Source organism: Fischerella major NIES-592, assembly GCF_001904645.1.
In the GTDB taxonomy this organism is placed as follows: domain Bacteria; phylum Cyanobacteriota; class Cyanobacteriia; order Cyanobacteriales; family Nostocaceae; genus Fischerella; species Fischerella thermalis.
This window is the reverse complement of record NZ_MRCA01000009.1, coordinates 37,201-50,171: the sequence shown is the minus strand read 5'-3', so window position 1 is coordinate 50,171 and position 12,971 is coordinate 37,201. Positions and strand designations below refer to the sequence as shown.

Here is a 12,971-nt window from a genome sequence, read left to right as displayed (position 1 = left end):
CATAAATTATATCTCAATTATATGACTCCAGAAGATTTGATGCGTTTAGCCATAACAGAAGCAAAGAAAGGAGATGCACCTTATGGGGCTGTAATTGTTAAAGATGGAGAAGTGGTTGCTGTTGCTCATAACACTGTGAAGCGAGATCATGATCCATCTGCCCATGCAGAAATTAATGTTATTCGCAGTTTAACAGCAAAACTTCAAAACAATTCTTTGGAGGGTTATAGCATATATACAACTGGTGAACCTTGTGCAATGTGTGCAACTGCTTGTGTTTGGGCTAGTGTATCAGAAATTATTTATGGTGCTTCCATTCAAGATTTAATATCAGTAAATCAATCACAAATTGAAATATCTTGCGAAGAGATTATTGCTAAAAGTTTTAGAAAAATTCAAGTTAAAAAAGGTCTTTTGAGAGAAGAATGTTTAGAGTTGTTTAAATAGTAGTATATATTGATGGCAATGGGTAATGGAGAAAAACCAAAAATCACCAAATCTATCTACATCTGTGTCCATCGGTGTGTATCTGTGGTCGATTTTTTTGAGATTGTGGCGGAGTGGCAGGGATAATAATTAGCGAACACTGATGAACACGGATGAACACGGATAGTTTTTGCGTTGGTTGTCTGTTTCATCTGTGTCCATCGGTGTGTATCTGTGGTCGATTTTTTTGAGATTGTGGCGGAGTGGCAGGGATAATAATTAGCGAACACTGATGAACACGGATGAACACAGATAGTTTTTGCGTTGGTTGTCTGTTTCATCTGTGTCCATCGGTGTGTATCTGTGGTCGATTTTAAAACATGATTTCTGTTCTCTCCTCAATTCACATCAGTTGTACAGTATGCTTTATGCTTTGAAGGTGGAACTAATTTTTTCAGGGCTTTGTCTGTTTCATCGGAGAAATAAATTGCCAAAATTATGCTTGTGACTAGATTTACTCACAAACTGCGCTTAAAAGTCATAGTTTCCCAAATCGCGATCGCTTTCATTTGTATTTCATCGCCTTTACTAATTATCAACACTACTTCAGCACAGTCACAAAATCAAACACAAATTAAGTCCTATATCCAACGCTTAAAGAACCCCCAACAGCGTACTGCTGCTATAGATTATTTAGCAACAGTGGGTAAGCCTGCTGTTCCCGCTTTAATTGCAGCTTTACAAGATAGTGATCCGCGAGTACGTACTAGTGCATTAGTAATTATTGCTAAAATTGGCCCTAATGCTGCCCAAGCTATACCGGCTCTGATGCGTGCAATTGATGACAAGGATGCGACGGTTCGTTCTCATGCAGTCCAAGCGATCGCTAAAATGGGTAGACAAGCCTATGTGCCTTACATAGTAGTTGGGTTAGATAGCAAGAATCAACAAGAACGTTACGGTGCAGCTCATATTTTACGCGCTATGGGAAAAGATGCAGCATCTGCTGTACCTGCACTGATGAAAAAATTAGAGGATAAAGATGCTTGGATGCGGGTAAGTGTTATCTCTGCTTTAGGTAGTATCGGTCAAGCAGCAACACCAGCTGTACCTGCTTTAGTTACTCGTCTACAAGATACAGATCAAACTGTTCGTCACAGTGCAGCTTATGCTTTAGGTGATATTAGCTCGAGTTGGCAAGAAAATCTTAGTCAATTATCTATCAAAGAAATAGATACAACTATTTCTCATTTGGAAAAAGCGCTACAAGTTGTGCAAAATCCCTCATTACAATTCCGCCCAGAAGCAGTTACTGCTGTCAAGGATCCCCTTGTGATATTAAAGAAAGAGAAACAGAGACGGGCCAAATGATCATAGATTTACCATAGTAACGTGACTGGGTTCAGATATTTCCTTAATTAACCGCAGAGGTACAGAGAACGCAGAGAAAGAAGAGGAGATGTTCGGATTTATGTACAAAGTTAGGGTAGACATGTTACTAGTTTAAATAAGATAAAAATGAGTTGGCAAAGATTGCTGCTTGGGTGCGATCGCGTAAGTTTAAGCGATTTAAAATATTAGTGACATGATTTTTGACTGTGCCTTCGGAAATATAAAGTTGTTGGGCAATTTCTTTATTAGTTGCACCAGTTGCAATTAGCCGCAAAACCTCTTTTTCTCTGGGAGTCAGTTCAGCTAAACTTGGTGGCGGAGATGGGGAGTTATTGGGTGCAATTGGTGGGAATTGAGTTAAAAGTTTTTTGACTATACCTGGACCTAATTGAGTATATCCTTTATGCACAGCACGGATAGCAACAGCTAATTCTTCGGAAGGAGTATCTTTGAGTAAATAGCCCATCGCACCATTTTGTAATGCTGCTGTTACATATTCATCATTATCAAAAGTTGTTAATACTAAAATCTGTATGTTAGAGAAACGCTTATGAATTTCTCGTGTGGCTGCAACTCCATCCATAATTGGCATTCTGATATCCATTAACACCACATCTGGATGTAATTCTTCAATCAAAGTAATAGCAGCCTCTCCGTTTTCTGCTTCTCCAACAATTTCTAAATCTGGTTCTAGTTCTAATAATGCTTTTAATCCTTGACGAATTAAATTTTGATCATCTACTAGCAAGACTTTAATCATTACCTATACCTCAGTAATGGGATTTCAACTTTAATTTGACAACCAGAACCAGGAGTACTGTTAATATTAAATTTTCCACCTAATGCTAAAGTGCGATCGCGCATACTTTGCTGTCCAAAACCTGTCGTATTTTGTCCTAAATCAAAGCCTTTACCATTATCCTCAACTAGTAAATATAAAGTTGTATCTGTAGTTGTCAGTTCCAGTTTAACTTTTGTAGCTTGAGCATATTTGCAAATATTTGTAAATGATTCTTGAATAATTCGATAAATTGGGGTACTAATCTCAGCAGAAATAGGATAAGCTAAATTTATTTTGAGAATTGGCAAGATTCCTGTTGTACGCTGCATATTTTCTGCTAGATTAGCGATCGCCTGTTCTAAAGATTGTTCTTGTAACGGATGAGAACGCATAGTAGAAACTGATTGTCGGACATCTTGTAATGCTTTTGAACCTAATTCTTTTGCTCTTGCTAAAAATGTTTGAGCCTTTTCTGGATTAGATTGCCACAATTTCTGAGCAGTTTCTAATTGTAAATTTAAAGCAGTCAGAGAATGTCCTAAAGAATCATGAATTTCTCGAGCAATTCGATTGCGTTCTTCCAAAGTTGCTTGATTTTCTATTTTTAAAGCATATTGACGTAATTTTTCATTAGCGATCGCTAGTTCATCTCGACTTTTTCTTTCAGATAAAATTGTATTCATCAACATCAATACAAACACTAAAGCTAATCCAAATAATAGAGCAACTACAAAGTTATAAAATAAAAATCTTTCTTGGATAAACGGTGCTATTTGTACTGATACACGAGGAGGTTTTCTTTGCGATAAAGAAACCATAAATAATATAAAAGATAAAGCTGTTATAATCAAACGACCTTGCATTTGAAAAATAAAACAGCTACGAGTTACTAAAACCAAGTATAAAAATGGGAAAAATCTTCCAGATGGTTTAGTATTATAAAAGGAAATGAATAAAATTAAAATTACTTCTATAATTGTGTAAATTACTTTTATTTTTTTATTATTTGTAGGTAGACTCAAGCCCATTAACCCAAAAACAAGCAAACTAAGAATAGTTAACTCTATAGACTGATTGTTAAAACGTTGAAAATGAGAAGGTATTAAAACAGCAAAAGCAGAAATAATCAGTAATATCCATTCCAAATAAAGTAAAAACCGAAAAGGATGATTGCTAATATTAATTGGTCTACTCACAAAAATATACCTCCTATAAAAATAAAAATGGAACAATCGGGATTTCCACGAAGTGGTGATTAGGGCAAATGGGCAAGGTTAAGGGAAAAGTAAAAAAATATTTTTATGCGAGTAATTAGACAGAACTAATTACACGTATATTCTCTATTGCCCATTGCCCATTGCCTATTACTTATTATTGGCTACTTCAGCTAGAACTAATTTTAAAGAGATTTATGTGAGTTTACATTATATTAATCGTCACGTAATAAACATGACTTAAGTCATGGGTTACACATGACTTTCTCCTCATGTAACTGTTAAATATCACTCCGTAAGATGGAGATAAAGAAACCCAGAAAAAAGCTAGAGATGCACAAATGACACTCAAAAAATTATCACTGATCACTGGTGCCGTTGTCCTCAGTTTAACTGCTCTTCCCTTTGCAGTTCAAGCACAAACAACCTCATCTCCTTTCCTAATAGCACAAGTTCCTCAAGGTAAAAGTCCACTCCAAAGTTTAGGGCTAACAGATGCACAAAAAGCCCAAATAGCAGAAATCCGCCGTAATACAAAAGCTAAAATGGATGCAGTTCTCACCCCGCAACAACGGGAACAGCTGGCAGATGCAAGGCAAAATCGTCAAAATAGACGCAATCTAAAAGCCTCCCTCAATCTTACTGAAGATCAAAAAGCTCAAATGCGGCAAATAATGGAGTCTCAAAAATCTCAAATTGACGCTGTTTTGACTCCTGAACAAAGACAGCAACTACAACAAATGCGTGAAAGTAAACGCTCACGTCGTCAACAATTTAACCGTTAGGAGCGAATACAAGTATCCTGAGCAAATAGTATATTCTAGTAGGTAGTATTTAATTACTGATGACTAAATACTACCTATGATAACAGTAAAGTATGTTGATTTAGTCTGACCTACTTAACCAAAATACTCAATGAACAATGAGGAGTGATAATTATGTTGAATTTAAAACGCTCATATCTAATTTTTGCTTCTGCTCTTGCCCTTGGCACAACCGCTATTCCTACTATGGCCCATGCAGAACCGACAGTTTATCAAGGTCCCAATGGTGCTGTCTATGTCAATGGCCAAAGACGTGATTTCTACCAAGGTCCGAATGGCGGTGTCATCTATGACGGTATAAACCGTAACGTGGTAAAAGGTCCCAATGGTCGTGTGATCGTTAACGGTGTCAACCGCAATGTTTACAAGGGTCGGAATGGTACTATCATCTATAACGGTGTTAATCGTGACGTAGTAAAGGGTCCCAACGGTCGCACTCTCTATAACGGTGTTCGTTATGATGTTTACAAAGGACCTAACGGTACTGTCCTGCGGACACCTAATCGTACTTACATAAATCCTGGTTCTTATCGTAGATAAAGTCTAAGTTAAACCTCTTGCATAAATCCTAGATACCCCCTTTATTCCCACCGTTTACAGTAGCAAAAGTTAATTCCCTCCCCGTAAACGGGGAGGGTGAGGGTGGGGTAAAAAATATTTGTACCAATTTTTGTTATGACTTAAAAGTCAATGAGTGCAAAAATATCCTCAACTTCACTCATGGCTATATTTGCATATGTGTTTTGCTGTGGAGAATTGATCCACTCGCGTTGAATTTGCTCTGGTTGAAACAAAAAATCATCCCAACCTGGTTGTAATTTTTGTAGTAAGATTCGCCATTCATTTTCCACATCTGCTGTCCGTATTGTGCGATCAACAAACTCTTCTACGATCGCAAAAGCAACTTGACTAGGTTCACTCAGCAACTGTTTTAATGCTTTTTCACATTTACGAACACTTTCGGCATGAGCTATCTTGAGATTGAGAAATACTTGCTCAGCAGAAGGCAAGATAGTCAACTTCAAGGTTTGTGCTTGTTGAGGAGTCAGCCCATCTAGATGGGGACGAATGCGATAAAGTATAAATTCTCGATAGTTTAGTTCTAACTCAGCCAAGATTTGAAATGCAACTTTGAGTTTACTCGGTACGCCTGGAATAAGTTGATCTGGTATTTCTGTTGCTAGTATCTTGATGAATTCAGAACCTTTGCTGTCAGTGAGTTTTCCTAATTCTGTTTTGGTAATCAGTATCTCTGCTATTTGAGATTTCACTTGCTCAAGCGATCGCTTCAGTCCATCATCTAAAGACGACAGATGTTGCAAGAAATAGGTGCGAACCTCATTCAGGTACTTTTCATATACAATTTCGTAGCTATTCTCAATTTCCACACGCCTTTCAATTTCGTCAATAGAAGGAATTCCTGTGTAAGTTCGACAGACTTGCAATGTCACTTCTACTTGCTTTTTCAAGTCGATATCTACATTTTGCCGCTTTTTCCTGACTTCTTGCAGTAATTTCTCAAAACTGTGTGTGATTTCCTGCCACAGTTGCATGAAGTTTTGCTCGAACAACGCTATGCTTGGGGAATCCAACTTTGCCTGTTCTGGAGCCTTATTAGGAATTTTTTCTATCAGGGGAAGATGCTGATCAATGATGTCGGTTATGTTTGAATTAATATTTGTGTTCATCTGACAGCTTATTCGAGGTTTAACGTTTACCGAGAATTGAGAGAAAGATGAAATTTTCTACAGAAATATACTGAAAAGCTAGTGAATAAGTAAACATATTATTTCTTAATTGTCAGTATTCTCACATGCTCTGGCAAATACAATAAAAAGTATAAACAACAAAATATCGTGAGATGCCAGGCTGACACAAGCATAACATGTAATCTTTATTACCCAAGTTTTGATTTTGAATATTATTTTTTGAGCAGGCACACAAGCTATATTGCAGTTAATAGATTATAGGAACAAAACCAGTGTTTCCTCTGTACGATGAAAATCCAACACGAATCACTCCGTATCTAACTTATGGTTTGATTGGGATGAACGTTTTAGTTTTTCTGCATCAACTCCAACTATCAACTGAACAACTAAATCAATTTTTGCAGCTATATGCAGTTATACCAGTACAATTAACTACCAACTTCGCTGGCGAATGGACAACATTATTTACGTCTCAATTCCTACATGGTAATTGGTGGCATTTAATCTCAAATATGCTCTTTCTATTTGTTTTTGGCAACAATATAGAAGATAGATTGGGGCATTTTAAGTATTTAATTTTTTATCTCAGTTGCGGTGCTTTTGCTGCCCTATGTCAGTGGTTTATCAGCATGAATTCTCAGATTCCTTCATTGGGAGCAAGTGGTGCAATTTTTGGGATTTTAGGAGCTTATATTATAGCCTTTCCGCACTCAAGAGTTGTGACATTAATATTTTTAGGTATTTTTGTCACCACTGTGAGAATTCCTGCTTTGTTTCTGATCGGATTTTTCTTTATCCAAAATGTGATTTCTGGTGTCGCCAGTCTACAAGCAGCTGCCAATATGAGCGTAGAGACGGGGGGAATAGCTTACTGGGCGCATATTGGTGGTTTTGTCGCTGGAGTGGTGCTTGGCCCCTTATTGGGACTGCGTAGACGAGACTATTAGTGGTTGAGTAAAGGGAAAACTTGATGATGGGCAGATGGGCAGATGGGCAGATGGGCAGAAGACTTCACCCTACTACCTCATCTGAGAACATTCTTTTCCCTTTTCCCTGCTTCTTAAAAGCCTAGTTTGCCAAAAAACCGAAAAATCTCACCCCGGATTCAGCACCTCTGGTTGCTCAAAAGAGGAGTAGGGGGTGAGGTTTTTCATACTAGGTGGTGAAATATCATCGCGACTGCCTTCTGTCTTCTTGATTAGAAACGTATTGCAGCAAACCATCACAAGCATCAAGGAGTAGTTCAATCACCTGATTGAAGCCCTCTGAACCACTATAATAGGGATCTGGAACTTCTTTAAGAGTATGCCGAGAACAAAAGTCACACATCAAGCGCACTTTGTGGTGATATTGTCCCGTTGGATCCATAGATAGGATATCGTCATAATTTTCTCGATCCATAGCTAAGATCAAATCAAAGTCTTGAAAGTCTGACTTTTGAAACTGACGAGCGCGACCACGGAGTTTGATTCCTAGCCTTTCAAGTGCCGCAGCACACATACGTCGATCAGGTGGGCTACCGATGTGATAACTAGATGTGCCAGCAGAGTCACAGATAATGCGATCGCCTGGCGTCTGGAAAGAAGACTCGCTCAACCCGTTCTGCTCGATCAAGTAATTCATGATATTTTCTGCCGCAGGCGATCGGCAGATGTTTCCCAGGCAGACAAACAAAAGTTTGTAAGGCATAGAAATTTTTAGTCCTTTGTCCTTTGTCATTAGAATAAGACAAATGACAAATCACCATAAATCTAGAACCCAGGAAGTTCCAATCCACTTGTCAATTCTTCCATACGTTCCCGCATTGTTGCTGTGGATTTGTTGTAAGCATCTTTCATTGCCGCAGTTACCAGATCAGAAAGTACCTCTGCACCCTCATTAAGGGCATCAGGGGAAATTTCTACCCGTTTAGGCTCTTGGTTCCCACTGACTATTACCTTCACAAAACCATTGCCGGCTTCACCTTCAATTTCCATTTGCTCCAGTTCTTCCTGAAGTCGCTTTGCTCCTTCTTGCACCTGCTGAGCTTTCTTAAAGGCTTCAGCTAGTTCTTTCATTTTTCCTAAGCCAAAGCCAAATCCCTGTCCTTTACCTGTCATATGAGATTGTCCACCTGTGTTTTGATTAATAAGTCAATTTCAATAAATTCAATTATAGATGCGGTGTGTCATTTACCTAATTTTTACTCTCAATCATCTTATTTTCAAAATTTTGTCAATTTTAACAAGAATGAAGGGTGAAGTATTAGTATTTATCCTTGTGCCACGCCACGTCCTTTATACCGGGAAACCCATCCACCGCAGTGGCTCCTCTGCCTTCTATTCTCTTTACCTGACAGATGTTTCCTGTACTGTGGGAAGATTATTGATGGTTAAGTCCAGTAAGCGCGAATTCCCATTTCCGAATTGTTTTAGTCAAGAAGTTGATGCTGCGTTTGAGCCATCCCATGTTCAAGTTATTAAAATCTCGGTTGAAGAATACTCTCATTACACTCCTGTTGGTAACACTTTTTTTAGGGGTAAGTACAGCTGGGTGGACTCCCTCCACTAGTGCTGGACTACCAGCAGGAAATGCAATTACTGACGGTAAAGCGCTGTTGCGTTATGCATTACCAATAGATAATAAGCCTGTGCGGGAACTGCAAGGCAGCTTGGAAGATATATCAAACCAACTACGGGCCAATCGGCGCTGGGGTGCTGTTTCCAAAGACCTCAGCAAAGCATCACGGATTCTTAACAATCCTGCTCAAATTTTGGCTAGTGTACCAGAAGTCAACAAACCCCAAGCCGAAGCTTTGATTTCTGAGTTGAAATCAGGTCTAACTAGCCTGGAAGAAGCGGCTAAAACCAAAAACAAAGAACAAATCTTAACAAAACGAGCCGAGCTATTAAATCTCGTCGGTGACTTAGAAGATTTGATGGTGCAGGGATTTCCCTTTGAAGTTCCCAAAGAATATAGCAATTTACCGCAACTCAAAGGTCGTGCCACCATAGAAATGAAAACTACAAAGGGTACTATTACTCTTGTAGTGGACGGTTATAGTGCCCCTGTTACTGCGGGGAATTTTGTTGATTTAGTACAACGAGGTTTTTATGATGGCTTACCCTTTACCCGTGCAGAAGAATCTTATGTTGTACAAACTGGTGATCCACCAGGTAAAGAAGTAGGCTTTATTGACCCCAAAACAAAAAAATACCGGGCTATTCCTTTAGAAATCCTTTTTGAAGGTGACAAAGAACCAACTTATGGTATTACATCAGAACAAGCAGGCCGTTACACTGATTTACCAGTGCTGCCATTTTCTGCCTACGGTGCAGTAGCTATGGCTCGTCCCGAAAGTGACAATAACGGTGGTTCTTCACAATTTTTCTTCTTCCTTTATGAACCAGAACTTACTCCAGCTGGACGTAATCTGTTAGATGGTCGTTACACTGTTTTCGGTTACGTTGTCGAAGGAAAAGATGTTTTACGGGAAATAAAAGCAGGTGACAAAATCGAATCGGCAAAAGTCGTCAAAGGTGCAGAAAATTTAGTAGAGCCAAAGGAAGCATAATTACAACAGTTTTCCGTGGATTTGAGTAAATTGTTTCTGTAGGGTGGGCGTCGCCCACCTTAAAAAATTAGAACTGAAGGAGAGGAAAAATAGAAAAGAAAAATTTATACTTTATACTTCACTCTTCAGCCTTCTTGAGTCCAAGGATGCGATTTTTATCACTCTTGTTTGCTACACTACTTGCAGTCTTTCTGCTACCAAGTTTCGGCGTGAAATGCTAATTTCCACCCGTTTCGCTGATACTCCCCAAGTGCATTTGCGATCGCATCCGTGCTGCCATTGATATTGTTGGTATTTCCAACTTTGTCACCTTCCTAGAAAATACTGAAAGTTATCGGCGTGATTTACGACGATTCGAGTACGGTGATGAACGTGATCCACAGATGCGAGAATTCCTGCTGAAAATTTCACCAGTCAATAACGCCAGTAACATCAGAAAACCACTATTTGTAATTCACGGTCAAAATGACCCCCGCGTCCCTCTCCGAGAAGCCGAACAAATTGTAGAGACAGTCAGAAAGAATAATGTTCCTGTTTGCTATCTGATGGCGAAAGATGAAGGACATGGGTTTAGTAAGAAGCAAAATATTGATTTCCAGTTCTATGCAACTGTAATGTTTGTGAAAGAATATTTGCTAAAGTAATGGTATTGTGGCAAGTATGAAAATTTCTGGTAATAACGAACACAGATGCATACAAATGCACACTGATAATCTATCTGTGTTTATCGGTGTCCATCTGTGTTCGTTTTCTAAAACAGATTTCTTCCCGCCGTTTCGGGGGTTAATTAGACTTTTGTTAAGAAGTCTAATAATTCTCAACTAATTTTGAGAGTTAACTGTTTGAGCAGTTGTATCTATGCTTTTCTCAGCATCAGCAGTACTTTCACCCAAATTAATTTTAACAACACGATTACGGACTTGTTCAACTTTCGGGAGAGTCAGAGTCAGGATACCATCGCGAAAATCTGCTTGCACTTTGTCATTTTGTACGGCAACAGGTAAGTTCACAACGCGTTGAAACTTGCCATAACGAAACTCTGAATGTAGGTAATTGGCATTTTCAGACTGATGCTGACGCTGACGTTCCCCTGCGATCGCTACAGCATCACGAGTTACCTGTATATCCAGATTTTTAGCTGCTACACCAGGTAATTGTGCGTAGAACACCAAGTTATCACCAGTATCAATTAACTCTACAGCAGGAACCCAAGCTGTTGATGTATCGTTTGTCTGAGCGGTTTGTGCTGAGAGTTCATCAAAAACTAGATCCATTTGCCGACGCAAGTTTTCTAGTTCGCGGATTGGTTGCAAGTAGCGAATCATCATAATATTATTGACCTCTGCATTGATTACTAGATACCTGATTTATTTAGACTTAGCAGTTTTCAACTTCTGTCACTGCTGACATTCACAATATTGCCTCAAGTTTTATGTAGTGAAAATCCAGACAATACGAATTAGAGAGTGAGGTTTTGCACACCTGGTAATTGAAATTAGAATTCGCAGAAGGTTAAATTTAAATATCTTATAAAATATACTTCTAGTATTAAGTACGGTTCCTTCTACTTGGTATGTAGTGTTTACAGGTCTTTACGATTAAAACTCTATTTCTGCTAAATTCTAATCAAAACTCTTATTCTTCAGAGACTGAATCAAATCAATTCTTTGAGCTATTTCTTAGCAATTAGGAGATTGACATGCGAATTGCTCAAATTGCTCCTTTGTGGGAGAGAGTACCTCCTCCTGCGTACGGTGGTGTTGAGTTGGTTGTCAGTTTATTAACTGATGAATTAGTCCGGCGTGGTCATGAAGTTACGCTATTTGCATCGGGGGATTCGATCACTTCCGCAACATTAGAGTCCGTTTATCCTCAAGCTTTACGTTTAGACCCTAATGTTAAAGAATACAATGTTTACGAAACTTTGCTACTAAGCCGCGCATATCAACAAGCACAGGAATTTGACATCATTCATTCTCATGTAGGTTATCCAGCTTTAATTTACGCAGATTTCGTTACCACTCCTACAGTTCACACACTACACGGTATATTCACTCCAGATAACGAAAAAATTTTTTCTACAAGTTACAAGCAACCTTTTGTTAGCATATCCAATGCTCAGCGAGAGCCAAAATTGGGATTAAACTATGTTGCAACTGTATACAATGGCATTGATACAGACAGCCATCAGTTTTATTCCCAACCACAAGATCCCCCCTATCTAGCATTTTTGGGACGAATGTCTCCAGAAAAGGGGCCACACATCGCCATTGAGATTGCTAAACGAGTGGGTATACCACTTAAAATGGCGGGTAAAGTTGATCAGGTAGATATAGACTATTTTGAGAGCCAGGTTAAGCCTCATATTGACGGCAAGCAGATTGAATTTTTAGGTGAAGCTAGTCACTCACAGAAAAATGCACTCTTAGGTGGGGCTTTAGCAATGCTATTCCCCATCACATGGCGCGAACCTTTTGGATTGGTGATGATCGAGTCGATGGCGGCTGGAACCCCTGTACTTGCAAAACCTTTGGGTTCAGTGCCAGAAGTTATTGTGGATGGTAAGACAGGCTTTTTGTGCGATCGCATTGAAGATTTTGTAGAGGCAATCAATCGTATAGGAGAAATCGACCGTCGTGCTTGTCGCACTCACGTAGAACAACATTTTAGCGTGAAAAGCATGGTGGACGGTTATGAAGCTGTTTATCAACAAATTCTCGGAGAAAAATTTGCTCGCAATGGTTATTCTCGGACTCTTGCAAGTCGACTAATTAAATAGTGATCACGCTGAACACCACCCAGTCCAGGACTTGGGCTTCAGTAATATCCCGCACTTCTAAGTGATTCTTCATCCGGTAAAGTACTTTTTCAGGTACTTTTGCCGGGCGATCGCGGTTTCTGCGTAGCAGTCCTGGCCAAGCAAGGTGCTTCCAGTTAGACAATGGGAATCCTAGCTTGATAACTAGCAAACAGACAATTTTTTACCATACTGCGTAATTAACGGCTGAGATTGGTAGCATCAGCACGCAGCAGATTAGGGATAATCGGACGATTATTTACGTTTTCATCCTT

General features: G+C 39.1%; 14 protein-coding genes and 1 pseudogene. 8 read left to right on the top strand and 7 right to left on the bottom strand.

Annotated features, from left to right (window positions below; all coding sequences use genetic code 11):
* Positions 1–21 precede the first annotated feature (21 nt).
* The gene (locus NIES592_RS16320; RefSeq protein ID WP_062245058.1) at positions 22–447 is read left to right on the top strand and encodes a nucleoside deaminase; all 426 of its coding nucleotides are present in this window, start codon (positions 22–24) and stop codon (positions 445–447) included.
* A 477-nt stretch (positions 448–924) separates the two neighbouring features.
* Positions 925–1,797: a HEAT repeat domain-containing protein gene (locus NIES592_RS16315; RefSeq protein WP_073556304.1), complete on the top strand. Its 873-nt coding sequence runs from the start codon at positions 925–927 to the stop codon at positions 1,795–1,797.
* Positions 1,798–1,924: 127 nt separating this feature from the next.
* On the opposite strand, the gene NIES592_RS16310 is transcribed toward NIES592_RS16315, so the two are convergent.
* Positions 1,925–2,578: a response regulator gene (locus tag NIES592_RS16310; protein WP_009457823.1), complete on the bottom strand. Its 654-nt coding sequence runs from the start codon at positions 2,576–2,578 to the stop codon at positions 1,925–1,927.
* Positions 2,578–3,795 carry a sensor histidine kinase gene (locus NIES592_RS16305; protein ID WP_073556303.1) on the bottom strand — a complete coding sequence of 406 codons (1,218 nt, stop codon included), beginning with the start codon at positions 3,793–3,795 and terminating at the stop codon, positions 2,578–2,580. The genes NIES592_RS16310 and NIES592_RS16305 overlap by 1 nt, the downstream gene beginning before the upstream one ends.
* Positions 3,796–4,154: 359 nt before the next feature.
* Here NIES592_RS16305 and NIES592_RS16300 point away from each other — a divergent pair, with 359 nt between their 5' ends.
* Positions 4,155–4,598, top strand: coding sequence for a Spy/CpxP family protein refolding chaperone (locus NIES592_RS16300; RefSeq protein WP_073556302.1), 444 nt, complete (start codon positions 4,155–4,157; stop codon positions 4,596–4,598).
* Between the two features lie 153 nt (positions 4,599–4,751).
* Entirely contained in the window at positions 4,752–5,177 is a 426-nt protein-coding gene (locus tag NIES592_RS16295) for a hypothetical protein (protein WP_062245075.1), read from the top strand.
* 140 nt (positions 5,178–5,317) lie between these two features.
* Here the strand turns inward: NIES592_RS16295 and NIES592_RS16290 are convergent, their stop codons facing one another.
* Positions 5,318–6,325, bottom strand: a complete 1,008-nt coding sequence (locus NIES592_RS16290; RefSeq protein WP_073556301.1) for a hypothetical protein — start codon at positions 6,323–6,325, stop codon at positions 5,318–5,320.
* A gap of 293 nt (positions 6,326–6,618) precedes the next feature.
* On the opposite strand from NIES592_RS16290, the gene NIES592_RS16285 reads away from it, so the two are divergent.
* A complete protein-coding gene (locus NIES592_RS16285; RefSeq protein ID WP_062245081.1) occupies positions 6,619–7,293 on the top strand; it encodes a rhomboid family intramembrane serine protease in 675 nt (224 codons plus the stop codon).
* A 223-nt stretch (positions 7,294–7,516) separates the two neighbouring features.
* On the opposite strand, the gene NIES592_RS16280 is transcribed toward NIES592_RS16285, so the two are convergent.
* Both NIES592_RS16280 and NIES592_RS16275 read right to left on the bottom strand, forming a co-directional pair.
* On the bottom strand, positions 7,517–8,035 hold the full coding sequence (locus NIES592_RS16280) for a low molecular weight protein-tyrosine-phosphatase (RefSeq protein ID WP_178379571.1): 519 nt from the start codon (positions 8,033–8,035) through the stop codon (positions 7,517–7,519).
* 62 nt (positions 8,036–8,097) lie between these two features.
* A complete protein-coding gene (locus tag NIES592_RS16275) occupies positions 8,098–8,445 on the bottom strand; it encodes a YbaB/EbfC family nucleoid-associated protein (protein WP_062245087.1) in 348 nt (115 codons plus the stop codon).
* Between the two features lie 326 nt (positions 8,446–8,771).
* Between NIES592_RS16275 and NIES592_RS16270 the strand changes: the two genes are divergently transcribed.
* Together NIES592_RS16270 and NIES592_RS16265 are read left to right on the top strand one after the other, a co-directional pair.
* Positions 8,772–9,899 (top strand): peptidylprolyl isomerase, encoded by a 1,128-nt coding sequence (locus NIES592_RS16270; protein ID WP_009457840.1) that lies wholly within the window; start codon positions 8,772–8,774, stop codon positions 9,897–9,899.
* Positions 9,900–10,156: 257 nt separating this feature from the next.
* Positions 10,157–10,543 (top strand): annotated as a pseudogene (locus tag NIES592_RS16265) (alpha/beta hydrolase family protein); the annotation flags it as partial.
* A 177-nt stretch (positions 10,544–10,720) separates the two neighbouring features.
* On the opposite strand, the gene NIES592_RS16260 reads toward NIES592_RS16265, so the two are convergent.
* A complete protein-coding gene (locus NIES592_RS16260; RefSeq protein ID WP_062245092.1) occupies positions 10,721–11,227 on the bottom strand; it encodes an Hsp20/alpha crystallin family protein in 507 nt (168 codons plus the stop codon).
* 371 nt (positions 11,228–11,598) lie between these two features.
* On the opposite strand from NIES592_RS16260, the gene NIES592_RS16255 reads away from it, so the two are divergent.
* Complete coding sequence (locus tag NIES592_RS16255) at positions 11,599–12,678, top strand: glycosyltransferase family 4 protein (protein ID WP_062245096.1); 1,080 nt, start codon at positions 11,599–11,601, stop codon at positions 12,676–12,678.
* On the opposite strand, the gene NIES592_RS25285 is transcribed toward NIES592_RS16255, so the two are convergent.
* Positions 12,671–12,841 carry a hypothetical protein gene (locus NIES592_RS25285; protein ID WP_178379565.1) on the bottom strand — a complete coding sequence of 57 codons (171 nt, stop codon included), beginning with the start codon at positions 12,839–12,841 and terminating at the stop codon, positions 12,671–12,673. The genes NIES592_RS16255 and NIES592_RS25285 overlap by 8 nt on opposite strands.
* Positions 12,842–12,971 lie beyond the last annotated feature (130 nt).